Below are 18,105 nucleotides of genomic sequence, written 5' to 3' on the forward strand. Positions count from 1 at the left end.
CTTTGATAAGAGAAATACCTCCTAAAATCAAAACAAACTTTTCTCACACAAATGTCACCATACCCCCATTCACAATGATTAAAACAAAAAAGTCTTTGATCACACCCATAGCAAGGGTGACCAAAGACTTCATATTTACTCCACAACCATCTTTGATTGAACATAATGCCAAAGTAATTTTTCCGTATTGAGGATCGAGGATTCATGCGTTCGCTCATAGGCATGAGATGCATCGATTCCTGCACCGATCAGTCCATGAACAATATCAAATCCTGCACGGATCGCTGCTGATGCATCGGAACCGTAGTAAGGATAAATATCAACTTTATATTCGATTCCGTTTTCTTCAGCTAATGAGACTAAGTGTTTACGCAATTCGTAATGATAGGGACCACTCGAGTCCTTCGCACAAATAGAAACGGTGTATTCATCCGTTGATTGTCCATCACCGATTGCTCCCATATCCACCGCCAGGTATTCAATGGTTTCGTCAGGAATATTAGAATTCCCCCCGTATCCGATTTCTTCATTATTGGATATTAAGAAGTGGGTCGTATAAGGAAGAGTGATCCCTTCAGATTTGATTTGGTGAATCAAACGTAGAAGCATACCCACACTTGCCTTATCATCTAAGTGGCGGGACTTAATAAACCCGCTTTCTGTAATTTCAGCACGCGGATCAAAGGAAACAAAGTCACCAACCTCTATGCCAAGTTCCCTAACTTCCTTTGCATTTTGGACTTTTTCATCAATGCGGACTTCTATATTTGTTTCGTCCCTTTTCGCCTCACCCGCATTTTTGTATACATGTACGGATGTTTGATGCATGAGAATGGTTCCACTGTAAGTTCTGCCCGAAGAGGTTTCGATCTGACAATACTCCCCTTCGACTGCATTCCATCTGAATCCACCTATCATGGATAAACGCAAACGTCCGTCACCCTTGATTTCCTTGACCATGGCGCCAAGGGCATCCACATGGGCCGTCAGCATACGCTGCCTTTCTGCATCTTCTCCAGGCAGCGTAACGATCAGTGCCCCTTTTCGGTTTCTTTTCATTTCTACATTTAGATCTGAAAGATAATCCTCAACAAAATTCATTATCTTATTCGTGTTTCCTGAAGGACTTGGAATTTCAACAAGCTCCTTAATTATTTCAAGTGTTTTCTTCGTATCTGGATATGTATTCAATTGACTCCCTCCCTTATCGTATTATACCGTCAATTGGAAGCTTACTACAAATGTTGTTTACCGAATATTCCACCTAATACGCTTAGATTTATTAATCGCTTCTCTTTCAAAGTTCTTTCTTTTCTCTTTTTGAAACGGATGAAGATACCCACAGTTCTCACAGCAGTAAAAGCCAACATTTCCTCTAATCTTTTGTCCATGAGGCAAAATCATAAGCCCATCACTGTATTCTTCTCTCAAGAATAACTCACTTTCCGTCAAATCCGGGTGACCACAATATAAACAACCATTAAACCCCATAATTTCCACCGCCCCTTTTTGTACATGCCTATGAAGGGAAAGGGAATACTATGAATGGATTCGTAGGAAGTTTACTGTAGCCCCTAATCAGTACACATTAAAAAACATAAAAGAAACAGGAGTGATATAGTGAACTCTTCAACACTGGACAATTTACCTCAAGGTAAGAAACATCCGAAAGGGTTATATCTCTTATTCTTCACAGAATTATGGGAACGGTACAGTTACTATGGCATGAGGGCTCTTCTTGTCCTCTATCTAACAACTGCATATGTAAGCGGGGGATTGGGTGTGGACCCTGCCAAGGCATTATCCATCTATGGAATTTATACAGGAAGTGTATATTTCACACCAATATTCGGAGGATGGATGACAGACCGCTATATAGGGTTGAGAAAAGCGATTACCATTGGGGGCATCACAATGGCATGCGGAGATTTTTTAATCTTCCTTACCCACTCCCAAACTGGTCTATATGCAGGATTAGCTCTACTAGTGATCGGAAATGGATTCTTCAAACCGAATATCTCAACCCTGGTTGGTGAGCTCTATCCACGACATGATAAACGAAAGGATGCAGCCTTTACGATCTTTTATATGGGAATTAACCTGGGAGCGTTATTCGCACCGCTTATTGCAGGTTTCCTCGCAGAGGATTTATTTCTCAAAACACTTGCGGATGGTACGATGCACTATGGATTTAAATGGGCTTTCCTTGCATCCTCCATCGGAATGGTCACTGGACAGATCATCTTTAGTACATTAAATAATAAGTATCTCGGAAACGTTGGATTAAAGCCCAATAAAGCATTGGCAGAAGAAGCGAACGAGAACCAGAATGTTCCTCTGACGAAGAAAGAAAAGCAGCGGACAAGAGCCATTCTAATCCTGGCCTGCTTTGTCGTTTTCTTCTGGGCTGGCTTTGAACAGGCAGGAAGCTCGTTCACTCTGTATACGAAAAACTTCATCGATCGAGAAGTGTTCGGCTACACTATACCTGTCGCCTGGTTCCAATCTGTTAACCCCCTGTTCATTGTAATTCTGGCACCTATTCTATCAAGTGTCTGGTTAAAGCTTTCAAGATCAAATAGAGGGGACCTGAACATGACGACAAAAATGGGAATCGGAATGATTCTCCTTGGACTTGGATTTATGATCCTCGTTCCCGCAGTCATGCAAACGGGTTCGGATGAACAGAATATCACCATAAAGGCAAACTTACTGTTTATCGTCTTTACTTACCTTCTGCATACTTTGGGAGAACTCTTTTTATCGCCTGTCGGTTTGTCTCTGGTCAGTAAAGTTGCACCTGTTAAAATCGCATCCTTGCTGATGGGTGTTTGGATGGCTGCCATAGGGGTGGCGAGTCTTCTAGCCGGACAGTTAGCCTCCCTGACAGCCACACTGGGATATTTGGAAATCTTCGCTGTCATCGGTGCCACCGCCATCATCCTGGGTTTCGTCTTACTTGCCATTTCGAAAAAGCTTGTACTAATGATGAGGGAAGAAAACCAAACGTAATAGAAATAGGAAAACCGCTGGGATTAAGCCAAGCGGTTTTCCTATTTTACCTTCTTCTCAGCTGCACTCCCGTTCAGTAATCCACCAATCAATAAAATCGTGGAGGAAATGTAAAACCATACAACTAACGTAATGACGCTGCCCAGCTGACCATAAAACTGGGAATAGTCATTCAATTTAACATAGGTACCATATAACCAGGAAACCCCTTGCCAGCCAAAGGTGGCAAATAGTGCACCGGGAATGACATGTAAGAAAGAAATTCGTTTACTTGGAACAACCATATAAAGAAACAGGAAGAGTATGAACATAAAGATCGAACTTAAACCCCATTTTCCAATAACCCATGCTTGACTCCATTCTCCGTTAATCTTCCCTTCAGCGAACCTTGCATGACGGATATATTCCTCAACCACTGGTACAATAAGAGAAAATGAAATAAGGAACATAAAACCGACTGTCAATAATAGATCATACAATAACGCAACCAGAAAGGGTTTCTTCCTCTCGATTTTATACGCTTTATTCAATGATCTCACCATTGATTGAACAGCCATGGAGGAAACCCAGAAGGTAAAGAAGATGGAAATGGACAACACATCCCCCCGTTGGTCATACAAAATACGATCTATATTATTTTGAATGATGGCATACGATTTATCAGGTGCAAAAGGCTTAATCAAAAGCAATACATTGGTTTCCGAAATGGGAAGATAACTAATCAACGAAAAAACAAAAATTAAAAACGGAAAAATCGATAACAACAAATAGTACGCCAACTGTGCAGAATGATCGAAGAAACGTTCCTTGAAGAATCGAACCGTCACATTCTTAGAATGATGTAAGATATTCATGATTTTAAACTCCTAATTAGGAAAAGATACTCTTATTTTCCCCTTACATGCACAATTCAATCATTTTTGAACAGCTTTGCATTATCATATGTCCTTTCTTAGCCTCATTCTACACCCCATTTTTCCACTCATCTTTTAATAAACCAAAAAGCAGGGAGTCTCTCCACCCATTTTTCATTTTCAAGGCATGACGGATTCTTCCTTCTAACGTCATACCAATTTTTGTTAACACTTTCTGAGAGGAAATATTTTGAGGGTCACATGTCGCTGAGATCTTATGCATATTCAACTCAGAAAATCCTCTCTCCACTAACGCATTTCCAAGGAGAGTTCCGATTCCCTTCCCCCAGTAATCAGGATGTAGAATATATCCAATCTCCCCAGACTGATGAACGAAGCTTTTGATTATTATTTCACCTGCACCAATCACACGACCTTTTTTCTCATCGACCAAGGCATGGACATACCTTGTTTGTGGAACCACCTTTTCTGCTTTCAGTACATCCTCCACATACGCTAATGTTTCCACTTCCGAATTCGGGCCCCATGCCTGATACTGAGAAACAGTTTCTTGTGACGCATAAAGATGAACGTCCTTCCAATCTTCTTTCTTTAACCTGCGTAAATATAAATGAGAAGAAAGATAAATCTCTTCCATGTCATTCACCTCACATGCATTATAAATTGTTCTAATATTAACATAATTTTCTAGATTTGAAATAAATTCTTTCTAAATGAATGCCACTATTGAACGAATAGAAAAGGGAATTCAAAAACAAGAATCAAAATTCACGAAAATACCCGAAACTAATAAAGGATTTCTCCCTCCCGTTCAAGAAATCAATAATAGAAAGAAAATTTCTTGCACCACTGTATGTAGCAGACGAAAGGAAAGGGAGAATTGAAATGGTAAACAAAAAGGAAACAATGGGGAATGAAGATGTATACACCGACTTTATTAATAAAATGACCTATGGTGAATATCTTGGCCTGGATACACTACTCCATAGTCAGAAACGGTTATCCGGTCACCATGATGAAATGTTATTCATTATCATTCATCAAGTAAGCGAGTTATGGATGAAATTGATTCTGCATGAAATCAAAGCCAGTATCACTTCCATTCAAAAAGGTGAACTTTCCCCTGCATTTAAAATGTTGGCACGTGTTTCAAAGATTCAATCACAAATCATTCATGCCTGGGATGTACTATCCACACTTACACCATCAGAATACATTCAATTCAGGGACAGCCTGGGACAAGCCTCAGGATTTCAATCCTACCAATATAGAATGATCGAATTTGCCCTGGGCTACAAAACGAAACATGTATTGGAGATTTACAAGAAGGATCCAGAGTTATTAGTCCAGCTTGAAGAGGCACACGAAGCCCCTTCCCTATATGATGTTTCTATCCTTGCCCTAGCTAATACAGGGTTACCCATTCATGATGATGTACTCCTTCGGGATTATAAGAAGCCTTATACGGAAGATCAGTCTGTTTTGGATGCATGGACAGAAGTCTATAAGCATCCCGATCAGTATTGGGATTTATACGAATTAGCCGAAAAATTGATCGATATTGAGGATTGGCTTCAGCAATGGCGCTTCAGACATATGAAAACCGTGGAACGGATCATCGGTCATAAAATGGGGACGGGAGGATCAAGCGGCGTAGGCTATCTAAAAAAGGTTCTGGATCATCGGTTCTTTCCTGAATTGTGGAATGTCCGTACGAACCTCTAAACCCTTTGCATTATGTACTTTTTGAAAGGATCAAATAGTAAATGTGAAATTCACACATTTTTCTGCCTATTTTTAATTCCTTCATTTATAAGGGTTGCCTTTTAAATCGTTACCTGATATTATGTAAGAGAATTATTTTTGTTCGGAATGGAAGGATAGACAAAGTTTTTAAAGCTTTTCGCCTTGAAGTTACATGAGCAAGAATAGTAATACAATTGTGTGGAGAACACACGAGGAGGTAACATTATGTTAGAAGGTACAGTTAAATGGTTTAACGCAGAAAAAGGTTTCGGATTCATCGAGCGCGAAGGTGGAGACGACGTGTTCGTACACTTCTCAGCTATTCAAGGCGAAGGATTCAAAACTTTAGAAGAAGGTCAAAAAGTTTCTTTCGAAATCGTTCAAGGAAACCGTGGCGACCAAGCTGCTAACGTTACTAAAGCATAATCCATGCTAATTCGAAAGACTCTACTTTGTAGAGTCTTTTTTCTTTGCCATCACATAAAAAAGTGGATACAATAAGCTTACCATGCTTATTAGGAGGTTCATTTGAATGGCTAGACACTCTTTTCATATATCTACTGATTGGCCGGGGTTGCGAAATGATACAGGTACTTTAAGCTCTGAAAATTTTCATACGAAAATATCCATTCCAACTGAAATGGATGGGCCTGGAATAGGAACAAACCCTGATGAAATGCTTCTTGGAGCAGCAGCTACGTGTTACATCATCACTCTGGCAGCGATGCTTGAACGAAGCCATATTGAGAAAACGGACTTATCAATGACATCTGAAGGAATTGTGGAAGTTCAAAAAGGGATTATTACATATAAAGAAATCATTCACCGCCCTGTGCTGACATTGGCTCCCTCCACTACTGAAAAAGACATAACCCTTACGAAGAAATTGTTGACGAAAGCAGAGCAGTCTTGCATGATCACCCGTGCTATCAAAGGGAATGTCACGGTAAAGGTAGACCCGGAAATACATATGTAAAAAAAGCATAATCAAAGGGGCATCCACTCAAGATGCCCGAATTTTTTAGGATTCAGCGTGAACAAGCTTCACTAACATATGGGCAAGCATATGCTGCTCTTCCTTGTTACCTGCTTTCCATAATTCATATAATAACTTTTCTTCCCTATTCTTCGGTTCCTCATGAGCCGCAAGATAATCCCCAACCTTCTGGGCTGCCTTTGCCTGCTGCTCTTCACTCATCCCTAACTTATCCGCCAAGGAAACTTTATTACCTAAGTATTGTTTAAAATGATCAAAGTTAGATAATATATCCTCTTTTTTGTCCTGGGACATATTATCTAACGTTTTGTCCACCTTTGACTCCATTTTTTCTTCTGTAGAATGATTTGCCATGTAAAACCTCTCCTCTCATTCAATCTAGTATGTATATTCCCACCACTGGGAGAGTTAAACATTTATTTTCATATTACTGGTAACGGAAGCTCAAACTCTCTGCTTCTTGTTTAAGAGCTTTCTCCAGAGTGTAAACAATAGAGTGGACACTGAATAATGAGGAGGACTAATCATGAATACACAATTTGATAAACTGTTTATTAATGGAGAATGGGTAAAAGGAAGCAGTGAAAATATAATTCCTAATAAAAACCCATTCAATCATATAGAACTTGGTTCCATTAAAGCTGCCAGTAAGGAGGATCTCGACACCGCTTATAAATCAGCACAACAAGCTCAAGAAAGCTGGGCGAAGGAACTTCCTCAAGTAAAAAGAGAAGTGATGGAAAAAGCCGTTCGGGTAGTCGAGAACAATCAGGAATTGATCATTGATTGGCTGATTAAAGAGTCTGGCAGCACATACATGAAAGCGGCGGGTGAAGTGAAGGTCTCCATAAATAGTATGAAGGAAGCGGCTACCTACCCTTACAGAATGGAAGGGAAAATCCTGCCTTCTCAAGTGCCCGGCAAAGAAAACCGTGTCTATAGAGAACCGCTCGGAGTTGTGGGAGTAATCAGTCCCTGGAACTTCCCCTTCCATTTAGCAGTCCGATCAATTGCAACGGCTTTAGCAACGGGAAACGGTGTTGTTGTTAAACCAGCTACTCACACTCCGGTGACAGGTGGTCTATTATTTGCAAGTATCTTTGAAGAAGCCGGACTGCCGAAGGGATTGCTAAATGTAGTCGTTGGAAAGGGATCAGAAATTGGTGATGATATCGTCACTCACCCGATTCCACGTTTAATCTCCTTTACAGGTTCCACTGAGGTGGGACGCCGGATAGGTGAGCTTGCAGGTAAGAACCTAAAGAAGACAGCTCTTGAATTAGGTGGGAATAACGTCTTTATCGTCTTGGATGATGCAGATCTTGATCAGGCGGTTGAATCTGCCCTATTCGGAAAGTTCTATCATCAAGGACAAATATGCATGTCCATCAATCGGATCATGGTTCATAAAGGGATGTACGATAAATTTGTTGAAGCTTTTGTATCTCGTGTAAGAGAACTAAATACAGGAGACCCTTCAGATAAAACGACCCATATCGGACCCTTAATTGATGAAAATCAAGTAGATCGCATTCTGAAGGATATTGAAGAAAGCAAGGAACAAGGCGCGGAATTGGTAGTAGGAGGCAACGCTGATGAAAATTTATTGAACCCTACAGTAATGACTCATGTCACTAACTCAATGCCGATTGCGAAAAATGAAATCTTCGGACCTGTAGCAGCCATCATCCCGTTTGAAGATGATGATGAGGTGATCCGCTTGGCCAATGAACATCCATACGGCCTAAGTGGAGCAGTACATTCTTCCTCCATAGAGAGAGCGACAAATTTGGCTCACCAAGTAAAGACCGGGATGATTCATATTAATGATGAACCTGTGAATGATGAGCCGCATATGCCATTCGGAGGAGAAATGGATTCTGGACTTGGCCGCTTTAACGGAGAATGGGCCTTGGAAGAGTTCACAACCGTCAAATGGGTTGGTGTTCAGCATAAAAGAAGAGATTATGGACCTTTTATTAAGAAGAAATAAGTCAAAAAGCGAGTCGTGATGACTCGCTTTCCTTATGGGCTGATTGTTATGATGTCGTATAAACATATCTGGATCTCTGATCAAATGTACCACAGCCCTAATTTTTACAGTTCATCAAACCCATTAGCATCCGATGTCTTCGTATATTGCCTTGATTTCTGTTCAAAGAAATCGGTTTTCCCTCTATCCACTTCCTGATAGGCGATGATCCATTTTAATGGGTTGGTCTTATATCCCTCAAATGGTTCTTCAAAACCCAGCTGTTTGGCTCTTTTATTCGCCATGAATTTAATATAATCTTCAAGGTCGCTCATTAGCAGCCCTTCAACTTGAGACCCGATGATCTCCCTTCCCCACTCTATTTCAAGGTAAGCTGCCTGTTTGAAAGCATCTTGTCCAAAGTCACGGAGCTCATCCGTTTGATAAGCCGGATTCTCGTTAAGGACTTCTTTATATATTTTTTCAAATAAGCCTACATGCAGCTGTTCATCCCGATTGATATAATTAATCATCGTCGATGTCGCCACCATCTTTTGATTTCTGGCCAGATTGTAGAAGAAGGCAAAACCGGAGTAAAAGAATAACCCTTCCAGAATAACATCATAGATGATTGATTTTAATAGATTCTCAATGGTGGGGGATTCTACAAATCCTTTATATCCATTCGTTATAAATTCGTTCCGCTTCATCAAGATCGGATCGTTCTTCCAGAAATCAAACACTTCATCCTGCTTCTTTTTTGACACGATACTGGATAACACGTAACTGTACGAGTGGTTATGGACGACCTCCTGCTGTGCCAAGATGATCATTAGTGCATTCAGGCTGGAATCCGTGAGGTAGTCCGCCACTTTGCCCGCGTAATCTGTCTGCACACTATCTAGGAGAGCCAGAAGGCCGATGATTTTCAAAAAGGACTCCTGCTCCCTTGATGAAAGAGTAGGGAACTGCTTGATATCCTTTGCCATATTGATCTCAAAAGGCGTCCAGAAATTCCCCAGCATTCTCTTATACTTTGGATAGGCCCATGAGAACCTGACATCATCCCAGTTTAATATATTCGAACTTTGTCCATTTACAATACCAGTAGATTTATTTGGTGCCTCAGAATCTATTAAGACTCGCTGCTTTAATCCATTCATGTTATCATTTTCCTCCCAGTCAGCTATGGCAGCTTTCACATTCATCAAAATTTGATACAGATGTCGATCTTACATAGTAGGTCGTTTTCAATCCTGACTTCCATGCATCTAAATGAAGAGACAGCAACTCTATCGCCTTGATGTCATTCCGCACATACAAATTAAACGATATTCCTTGATCTATATGTCGCTGTCTTTTCTCATTCTGTTTAATACTCCAGTGTTGATCTACGTTATATGCCGTTTTGTAATACCAGGTCGTCTTTGGTGATAAATCAGGTGCTGTAACAGGAATCTTATAATCTTTCTTTTCTTCCGAGTACTCTAATCTGAATAAAGGATCAATACTTGCTGTAGAACCGGCTATGATCGAAGTGGAGGAATTTGGCGCAACGGCCATTAAATATCCGTTTCTGATTCCTCCTGAAGAAACATCATCCCTGAGCGAATCCCATCTCGATCCGGAATATCCTTTCTTTGAAAAATACTCTCCAGTCGACCAGTCGGACCCACTGAAATATGGATAGGAACCCTTTTCTATGGCTAATTCATGACTTGCTTTGATCGTGTAATAAGCAACATCCCCGTATAGTGAATCACAATATTCAACTGCTTCATCGCTCTCCCATTTCAAGCCTTTTAATGCAAGGAGGTGATGCCAGCCAAAGGTTCCTAATCCAATCCCTCTATAGCGCTTGTTTGTCAGTTGGGCTTGCAGGACTGGAAGTTTATTAATATCTATGACATTATCAAGTAATCTCACTCCTATGGACACGACTCTCTCCAACTCATCATCCATGATTGTTTTGGCTAAAGAAACAGATGCCAGATTACAGACGACATAATCACCTGGAGATTTATAGGTAATGATTTTCCCGTCCTTGATAACCTCTTCTTCCATGACGGTCGCACTCATATTCTGGGCGATTTCCGTACATAAATTACTACAGTAGATCATCCCCTTATGCCCATTGGCATTTAGCCGATTGACTGTATCACGGTAAAACATATATGGCGTTCCCGTTTCGAGCTGGGAAATCATGATCCGCTTAAAAATTTCAATTGCTGGAACCTTTTCCCTGGAAAGATCAGGACATTCTACGCACTCCCAATACTTATCCCTGAACGAACCTTCTCCATCATACTCATCATAGTAATCTTCCAGGGAATACCCCATTACCATCTTCACTTCATGAGGATCAAATAAATACCAATCCCCTCTATTTTCCACTTGTTCCATAAATAAATCCGGTAAGCTGACCCCAGTGAAAAGATCATGAGTTCGCTGCCTTTCATCTCCATTGTTCAAACGTGTATCTAGGAAAGGAAATATATCCTTATGCCATACATCCAAATAAACAGCGATCGCTCCTTGACGTTGACCTAATTGGTCAACGGATACGGCTGTGTTATTTAATTGCTTCATCCATGGGATAACACCTGAACTTACTCCCTTGAAGCCCTTAATATTACTTCCCCTGCTCCGGACCTTCCCCAGGTAGATTCCGAGACCTCCACCGTTTTTACTTAGTGTGGAAACATCTGTATTGCTGTCATAAATACTTCTTAAATCATCGGCTACCGTATCAATAAAACAGCTCGACAGCTGACCATGGCTTTTGCCGGCGTTGGCAAACGTAGGAGTTGCAACCGTCATATACAAATTAGACAGGGCCCAATAAGCTTCTTCAATAAGCGACAGTCGTTTATCACGGGGTTCGTTCATAAAGAGTGTCATGGCAATGATCAGAAATCGCTCCTGAGGTAATTCAAGGATTTCCCCATCATGGGACTTAGTTAAATACCGCTCAGACAATGTGACGATTCCTATGTACGTAAACAGATGGTCTTTAGATGCGTCCATGATCCTCCCCAAAGAGTCAATTTCATCTTTGCTATATGATTCCAATAGTGCGGGCGTATATAGCTTCCTATCAGTCAATTCTTGAATTAATTCATAAAAGGAACTGTATAGCACGCTTTCCTCAACTCTCCTTGAATAGGCGATCGTACGATAGAGTTTCATTAAATATAATTCTGCAGCCACATACGTCCAATCAGGTTCATGTGCAGAGATTCGCTCGACTGCCGCGAGTATCATGAAATGATAAAGCTTTTCTTTGCTCAATTCAGATTGACCTTCTACATACTTAAAAGTCTTTTCATCGAATTCTTGAAAATGTAGTTGTTGAAAGCGACTGTGGAGATTTGTAAGAATCGCTTTTGCTTCCATCGTGATCCTTTGATCCTGCGATACGATTGACATCATTATTCCTCCCAAATTTATACAGTGTGGGAAGGATTCAAAAAAAGCCCATCCTTCTATGCGGATGGGCTTTATGTACGAAAGATATATGAATAGAAAATGCCTATTCCAATCCTCGCTTTATCCTCCCAATTCCCGAAGAAGATAACACGTGATAAACAAGGTAGGTCTCCTGACTCGTGCTTCACCCTACTCTAAGGCCTTCCCATCGTATATGACAGTGGCAGTTCCTTATTTCGTCAGCACTTACAGTTGCGGGGACAGTTCCGGATTCACACCGGATTCCCTTTTAAGTCCATTCAGACACCTTATTCACAGGTTATAATCAATATATAGTTTAATTAATCAAACAGAACACAAAATGTTGTGTTCTGTTTCATCATAAACGATTAAAAATGAATTTACAAGTGAAACTATTTATTTTGTTTAGATGTTGAAATCTGTTAATAGTATCACTCTATTACCCTTTTAAAGTCAAGAGATCTAACATGTTGAACGTATGGAAGGAAACCCCTCCCTTTGAAATATGCTTATAATTATTATTTTCCATGAAAAGTATAGTAGAAGATTGAATACTGCCTTCAAAAGGACACTAGTCAGCTGACACCTTCCTAAATGTTAGTTGAAGAAAATATAGCCAGTCTCTATAATTCAAATAGAAGGTTGTTTGACAGTATTCTTTGGTCCCCAATATTTTTTTATAGGCTGTTTAAATGGAGGAAAAAATCTCGATTTAAACAGCCTCTTTTTTAGCAACCAGGTCCAAGTCTTCTTACATTTTCATTTCTGCCCTGCAGTTGACGGACAGATGTAATCGCATACATTATAGTGAAAGAGGGACTATATTAGTAATGCACTGTATTTCAACCTCATTACAATCTATATTTTTCAGCTTAAATACTTTCTTTTTACGGGCTTTTCCTTTAAAATGCGCATTAAGTGATTTTTTTCGAAATCACACCTTACTTCTGAAAGGAGTCTATTATGAAAAAATTATTAACGACTTTACTATTGACATTATTAACGATTGGACTAGCCGCTTGCGGTTCGAATGAGGAGAGCCAAAAACAAGCTGACGATAAAGCGAAAACAGAAGAAAAAAGTGATGGACAGGCTCAGGAAGAACAAGCGAAGCAAATGGAAGAAATGCAGAAAAAAATGGATGAACAAAAGATTGAAAAAGATAAAATCGTTGCCATTGTAAACGACGAAAAAATTAAAGGTGAAGATTTCAATAACGTATTGACTCAATCACAAATGCAATATCAACAGATGGGGCAAGACCCAACAAGTAAAGATGCAGCAAAGAAAATCAAGGAACAAACAATTGATAGCCTGGTTGGACAAACACTCCTAATGCAGCAAGCTGATCAAAAAGGATATAAGGCATCAGAAGATGAAATCAATAAGCAACTGGAAGAAGTTAAAAAGCAGTACGGTGATGAAAAGAAGTTTGAAGATGCAATGAAAAAAGCCGGATTCACGATGGATGAGTTAAAAACTCAAATCGCTGAAAACATCAAATACACAAACTACGTTGAGAAAGAAATCAAAGTAGAAGAAGTCTCTGAAGATGAAATGAAGAAATTTTACGATCAGTACGCAAGTCAGCAAGGTCAGGGTGAATCAAAGGAAGCACCAAAATTTGAAGAAGTTAAACCTCAAATCAAGACTCAATTAGAACAACAGAAAAAACAAGAAAAGCTTGTTCAACATGTAGAAGATTTAAAGAAAAATGCAAAAGTTGATATTAAAATCTAAAGCTCCACCAAAGAAAGCCACCTGCAGATCGGTGGCTTTCTTATTTTCTATCCCCAATGTTTTAGTCTGCTCACAAAGGGTATGGTACAACAACGAATCATTAAGGGAGGATGATAGATAATGACGAAGAGGACCAATGACAATCCTGAACAAATCAATAGAGATCATGACGGCATTCTCGATCAGCATGAAAGTGAACAAAACGTGGATCCAATTCCCCTCGATGACTTAAAAAAAGAGCAGCGGGACGAGAAGAATAAGCATCATACGAAAGATGACTCATCAAGCAAAGAATAATAAGGTAATCAAAAGCCCTGTGGGATTCCCACAGGGCTTTCGTTCTTCTTATTTAGATAACCAATCCGTATGGAATGTCCCTTCCTTATCCACACGCTGATACGTATGTGCTCCAAAGTAATCACGTTGGGCTTGAAGGAGGTTAGCAGGAAGTGACTCTGAGCGATAGCTGTCATAATACGCTAAAGCACTCGCAAGACCTGGTACAGGTATACCTAATTTAATGGCTGTAGCCACCACTTCTCTCGCTTCCTCCTGATAGTTTTCAACGATTTCCTTGAAATATGGATCAAGTAGTAGATTCGTCAATCCCGGTTCACGATCATAGGCTTTCTTGATTTCTTCCAGGAAGCCTGCACGGATGATGCATCCACCTCTGAAGATCATGGAAATTTCGCCGGGCTTCAGGTTCCAGTTATACTGATCCGAAGCAGATTGAAGCTGGGCGAAACCCTGTGCATATGAGCATATTTTACTTAAATATAACGCTTTACGAATCATTTCTATAAACTCTTCTTTGTTACCGGAGAACTCCTTGTTTCTCGGTCCACTTAAGATTTTACTTGCCTTCACTCTTTCTTCCTTCATGGCAGAGATGAAACGGGCAAATACAGATTCAGTAATGATCGATAAAGGTACACCTAATTCCAGTGCAGAAATACTCGTCCATTTCCCTGTTCCTTTCTGCCCTGCTGTATCAAGGATTACGTCAACAAGGGGTTTTCCTGTTTCTTCATCCACCTTTGTGAAAATATCCGCCGTGATTTCAATCAGGTAGCTGTCGAGCTCCCCAGCGTTCCATTCTTTGAATATCTCATGCAGCTCTGTTGCGCTTAAACCCAATAGATTTTTCATAAGATAATACGCTTCACAGATAAGCTGCATATCACTGTACTCAATTCCATTATGGACCATTTTCACATAATGGCCAGATCCGTCCGGACCGATATATGTACTGCATGCATCGCCCTTTACCTTTGCCGCGATTGCTGTCAGGAAAGGCTCAACTAAATCGTATGCTTCCTTCTGACCGCTCGGCATGATAGCAGGACCGTATAAAGCGCCTTCTTCTCCACCTGAGACACCTGCACCGATGAAGTTGATTCCTTTTTCACCAAGTTCCTTATTTCGGCGAATCGTATCTTCAAAGTACGTGTTTCCTCCATCAATCAGAATATCTCCCTGATCTAAATGAGGAAGCAATGATTCAATCGCTTTATCGGTTATATTACCGGCTGGAACCATAATCAATATTTTTCGTGGTGTTTCCAATGACTGGACGAACTCTTTTACATCGTGAGTGCCTACCATTTTCCTCTCTGGATGCTCGTCAAGAACTTCTCTTACCTTCTCATCAGACACATCATAAATGGAAACGGTATAACCTCTGCTTTCGAAATTCAAAGCCAGACTCTTTCCCATCACTCCGACACCAGCAACCCCTATTTGTTGTTTATTCATATATTTATCATTCCTTTCACTTCGAGTAATAATATTTTCACCGTATATATTATAATACGAAATAATTTTCCGTGGTGGAATTTTATGAAATAATATTTTTTTATTTTATGAAGTAGGTTAAAATTATTTTCATGAAGTTTTCGTTTAGAGGAGGTTTCCCTTGCATGAATGAGGAAAAAGTACAGCATTGTTTACCTCGTATCCGTTCTTATTACTCTCAATTCAGTGAAAAAGAAAAGATGATTGCAGATTTTATTATTGCTAATCCAGAAAAAATTATCCACTCCACCATCAGTGGTGTAGCAGAAGAACTGAACGTTGCAGATGCTACAGTCTTCCGATTCTGTAAACGTCTGGGCTTTAAAGGCTACCAGGCTATGAAGATTTCCCTTGCATCCGACCTGGTGACACCTATAAAAGATATTCATGAAACAATCAATGAAGAGGACTCTGAAGGCGTTATTGCCCAAAAAGTGTTCAGGTCCAATATCAGGACATTAGAGGATTCTTTAAGCATGCTAAACGAGGAAATGTTTACGAAAGCTATTCGAGGGATGATAAGTGCGAGAAGAATAGAATTTTATGGTACAGGTGGATCGGGGTTTGTTGCCATGGACGCGCATCATAAGTTCCTCAGAACAGGCATGACCACTACTGCGTACAACGATTCCCATATGCAGCTGATCTCCGCTTCACAATTGACCGATGATGATGTGATCGTCTTTATCTCTCATTCAGGATCAAACAAAGATTTATTGGAAGTATTGGACGTTGCGAAGAAAAATCGGGTAACGACCATTGCCATTACTCACTTTGCCAAATCCCCTCTAAGCAACGGGGTCGACATTCCTCTTTTTACGGTATCTCAAGAAACCGAATTTCGATCTGAAGCACTTGCTTCAAGAATCAGTCAGCTTAGTATTGTCGATGCCCTTTACGTCAACACCATGATGAAGAGAAAAGATCTATCCAAATTTTCCCTGCAAAAAATGCGTGAAGCGATTTCCATTAAGAAAATATAGTTGCATGGTAAAGCACGGCAAAAGTAAAGGGACGGACCTTATCAAGAGCTCCGTCCCTTTACTTTACTTCGGATACTTCAGTGCATTCTTTTCCAACTTCTCATATACTTCTTTTTCTAAGTCGATATCCATTTTATCAGCCAGCTGAACTAAATAAATCAGGACATCAGCCATTTCTTCTTTAATATTTTGACGTGTCGCTCCCACTGCTTCCCGGCTTGTTTTCCATTGGAAATTTTCCAGGAGTTCATTTGCCTCTAATGAAATGGAAATGGCAAGATCCTTTTCATTATGATTGGCATCCCAATTTCGTTCATCCCTGAATTCAATGACTTTATCATATATTTGTTTCATCTACTCTCTCCCATTTCCCTTTGATCATTTACCGCTACTTTACTATATCACGGGTGGAAAATGGAATGCACAGTAATCTTTTGATTTCAGTCTTTCAAGGCGGAAAGGATGTATCTCACCAAGTATGTTTCTTTCCCATTCTTACCAAGGATAAGGATGATTCACATGCAAAGAATAAGAATGTACTGAGAGCTTACAAATGGGAGGAACAACGATGACAAATAAAAATGATAATCGTGAACGAAAGAACAAATACCCAAACAACAAAAAAAGCGATACTGAATTCTCAAAAGAACTCAATATTCGCAGTGAAATGACGAAGAAAGATTTAGGAAAATAAATGATTGAGAATGTGAAAGCTGCTTTTTATTGCGGACGATTTAACTTAAATATCTCCATAAAAAAACAGACTCACGAATGAGTCTGTTTTTGGAGTTGTAAAGTTAGATTATGCTTTACGTACGTTAGCTGCTTGTGGTCCACGAGCACCTTGTTCAACGTCGAAAGATACTTCTTGACCTTCGTCAAGAGATTTGAAACCTTCACCTTGGATCGCTGAGAAGTGTACGAATACGTCGTCTCCACCTTCTACTTCGATGAATCCGAAACCTTTTTCTGCGTTAAACCATTTTACTTTACCATTTTCCATGTTTGTTGCCTCCTAAAGTGCTTTACACACAATGTATTACTATTCTTGCGATATCAGGTGAAAAATCAAATCTTGTTCTTCCCTCGTATACCGGACAAAAATAATTCTTCTATAGAATAACAGTAATGAAACAAATAAGCAAGTTCTTCAAGGAGAAGTTTTGAAAGTCAGACCTCTGACACAACCTTCCCTCATCAAATGGTCTATTGTTATGTTATGATTACTGCCTTAATGTCTGTTAAAGCGCTACCATTATTTTTATCAAGATTTATCACTAATGGGACTCTAAAATGAAGGGTAAACTGTGGTATAATGAGAGAATATGAAAGGGAGTGCCCAATGAAATCCACAAAAAATCGGTTTAGTAATGGCGCAATGGTTACGATAAAGGAAACTGGAGAAACTGTGACTATATTGAAATGGCAATACGTTAAAAATATGAAGCGGTTCTCATATATCGTAAAAGAACATCCTGGCACGTTTTATTTTGAGGAAGAATTATTAGAAGTCAATTAATAGTAGTGATCATA

The 18,105-nt window shown here is 39.8% G+C and carries 19 protein-coding genes and 1 riboswitch; of the genes, 9 read left to right on the forward strand and 10 right to left on the reverse strand.

Translation table 11 applies throughout. The annotated features are described in order from the left end of the window. Positions 1-135: 135 nt before the first annotated feature. Positions 136-1,191, reverse strand: a complete 1,056-nt coding sequence (locus ACXAF2_RS19715) for a M42 family metallopeptidase (protein ID WP_475141165.1) — start codon at positions 1,189-1,191, stop codon at positions 136-138. A gap of 57 nt (positions 1,192-1,248) precedes the next feature. Continuing rightward, the gene (locus tag ACXAF2_RS19720) at positions 1,249-1,491 is read right to left on the reverse strand and encodes a hypothetical protein (protein ID WP_475141166.1); all 243 of its coding nucleotides are present in this window, start codon (positions 1,489-1,491) and stop codon (positions 1,249-1,251) included. A 126-nt stretch (positions 1,492-1,617) separates the two neighbouring features. Here ACXAF2_RS19720 and ACXAF2_RS19725 point away from each other — a divergent pair, with 126 nt between their 5' ends. After that, complete coding sequence (locus ACXAF2_RS19725) at positions 1,618-3,012, forward strand: peptide MFS transporter (RefSeq protein ID WP_475141303.1); 1,395 nt, start codon at positions 1,618-1,620, stop codon at positions 3,010-3,012. A 41-nt stretch (positions 3,013-3,053) separates the two neighbouring features. Here the strand turns inward: ACXAF2_RS19725 and ACXAF2_RS19730 are convergent, their stop codons facing one another. Then, positions 3,054-3,866, reverse strand: a complete 813-nt coding sequence (locus tag ACXAF2_RS19730) for a YihY/virulence factor BrkB family protein (RefSeq protein ID WP_475141168.1) — start codon at positions 3,864-3,866, stop codon at positions 3,054-3,056. Positions 3,867-3,975: 109 nt separating this feature from the next. Beyond that, entirely contained in the window at positions 3,976-4,524 is a 549-nt protein-coding gene (locus ACXAF2_RS19735; protein WP_475141169.1) for a GNAT family N-acetyltransferase, read from the reverse strand. Between the two features lie 248 nt (positions 4,525-4,772). Between ACXAF2_RS19735 and kynA the strand changes: the two genes are divergently transcribed. The 3 genes from kynA to ACXAF2_RS19750 all read left to right on the forward strand — a co-directional run bounded on the left by kynA (position 4,773) and on the right by ACXAF2_RS19750 (position 6,609). Next, positions 4,773-5,612, forward strand: a complete 840-nt coding sequence (gene kynA / locus ACXAF2_RS19740; RefSeq protein ID WP_475141171.1) for a tryptophan 2,3-dioxygenase — start codon at positions 4,773-4,775, stop codon at positions 5,610-5,612. Between the two features lie 246 nt (positions 5,613-5,858). Beyond that, positions 5,859-6,059, forward strand: coding sequence for a cold-shock protein (locus tag ACXAF2_RS19745; protein ID WP_034763568.1), 201 nt, complete (start codon positions 5,859-5,861; stop codon positions 6,057-6,059). 106 nt (positions 6,060-6,165) lie between these two features. After that, positions 6,166-6,609: an SACOL1771 family peroxiredoxin gene (locus ACXAF2_RS19750; RefSeq protein WP_475141172.1), complete on the forward strand. Its 444-nt coding sequence runs from the start codon at positions 6,166-6,168 to the stop codon at positions 6,607-6,609. Between the two features lie 45 nt (positions 6,610-6,654). Here ACXAF2_RS19750 and ACXAF2_RS19755 read toward each other — a convergent pair whose 3' ends face one another. Then, complete coding sequence (locus ACXAF2_RS19755) at positions 6,655-6,984, reverse strand: DUF3243 family protein (protein ID WP_475141174.1); 330 nt, start codon at positions 6,982-6,984, stop codon at positions 6,655-6,657. Between the two features lie 172 nt (positions 6,985-7,156). Here ACXAF2_RS19755 and ACXAF2_RS19760 point away from each other — a divergent pair, with 172 nt between their 5' ends. Then, positions 7,157-8,623, forward strand: a complete 1,467-nt coding sequence (locus tag ACXAF2_RS19760) for an aldehyde dehydrogenase family protein (protein WP_475141175.1) — start codon at positions 7,157-7,159, stop codon at positions 8,621-8,623. A 104-nt stretch (positions 8,624-8,727) separates the two neighbouring features. Here ACXAF2_RS19760 and ACXAF2_RS19765 read toward each other — a convergent pair whose 3' ends face one another. Then, entirely contained in the window at positions 8,728-9,765 is a 1,038-nt protein-coding gene (locus ACXAF2_RS19765; protein ID WP_475141176.1) for a ribonucleotide-diphosphate reductase subunit beta, read from the reverse strand. A gap of 19 nt (positions 9,766-9,784) precedes the next feature. Further along, a complete protein-coding gene (locus ACXAF2_RS19770; protein ID WP_475141178.1) occupies positions 9,785-12,031 on the reverse strand; it encodes a ribonucleoside-diphosphate reductase subunit alpha in 2,247 nt (748 codons plus the stop codon). A 145-nt stretch (positions 12,032-12,176) separates the two neighbouring features. Further along, positions 12,177-12,357, reverse strand: a riboswitch (cobalamin riboswitch). Positions 12,358-13,015: 658 nt separating this feature from the next. Between ACXAF2_RS19770 and ACXAF2_RS19775 the strand changes: the two genes are divergently transcribed. Both ACXAF2_RS19775 and ACXAF2_RS19780 read left to right on the forward strand, forming a co-directional pair. Continuing rightward, positions 13,016-13,792 carry a SurA N-terminal domain-containing protein gene (locus tag ACXAF2_RS19775; RefSeq protein ID WP_475141179.1) on the forward strand — a complete coding sequence of 259 codons (777 nt, stop codon included), beginning with the start codon at positions 13,016-13,018 and terminating at the stop codon, positions 13,790-13,792. 120 nt (positions 13,793-13,912) lie between these two features. Next, positions 13,913-14,089 (forward strand): hypothetical protein, encoded by a 177-nt coding sequence (locus ACXAF2_RS19780; protein WP_475141180.1) that lies wholly within the window; start codon positions 13,913-13,915, stop codon positions 14,087-14,089. 48 nt (positions 14,090-14,137) lie between these two features. On the opposite strand, the gene gndA is transcribed toward ACXAF2_RS19780, so the two are convergent. Beyond that, positions 14,138-15,550 (reverse strand): NADP-dependent phosphogluconate dehydrogenase, encoded by a 1,413-nt coding sequence (gene gndA, locus ACXAF2_RS19785; RefSeq protein ID WP_475141182.1) that lies wholly within the window; start codon positions 15,548-15,550, stop codon positions 14,138-14,140. A gap of 164 nt (positions 15,551-15,714) precedes the next feature. Here gndA and ACXAF2_RS19790 point away from each other — a divergent pair, with 164 nt between their 5' ends. Further along, positions 15,715-16,572 carry a MurR/RpiR family transcriptional regulator gene (locus tag ACXAF2_RS19790; RefSeq protein ID WP_475141183.1) on the forward strand — a complete coding sequence of 286 codons (858 nt, stop codon included), beginning with the start codon at positions 15,715-15,717 and terminating at the stop codon, positions 16,570-16,572. 63 nt (positions 16,573-16,635) lie between these two features. Here the strand turns inward: ACXAF2_RS19790 and ACXAF2_RS19795 are convergent, their stop codons facing one another. Beyond that, positions 16,636-16,926, reverse strand: coding sequence for a nucleotide pyrophosphohydrolase (locus tag ACXAF2_RS19795; protein WP_475141185.1), 291 nt, complete (start codon positions 16,924-16,926; stop codon positions 16,636-16,638). A 214-nt stretch (positions 16,927-17,140) separates the two neighbouring features. Between ACXAF2_RS19795 and ACXAF2_RS19800 the strand changes: the two genes are divergently transcribed. After that, entirely contained in the window at positions 17,141-17,266 is a 126-nt protein-coding gene (locus tag ACXAF2_RS19800; RefSeq protein WP_299740347.1) for a hypothetical protein, read from the forward strand. 108 nt (positions 17,267-17,374) lie between these two features. Here the strand turns inward: ACXAF2_RS19800 and ACXAF2_RS19805 are convergent, their stop codons facing one another. Then, positions 17,375-17,575: a cold-shock protein gene (locus tag ACXAF2_RS19805; RefSeq protein WP_034763533.1), complete on the reverse strand. Its 201-nt coding sequence runs from the start codon at positions 17,573-17,575 to the stop codon at positions 17,375-17,377. Positions 17,576-18,105 lie beyond the last annotated feature (530 nt).

The organism is Rossellomorea sp. ABR4_004 (assembly GCF_056159585.1).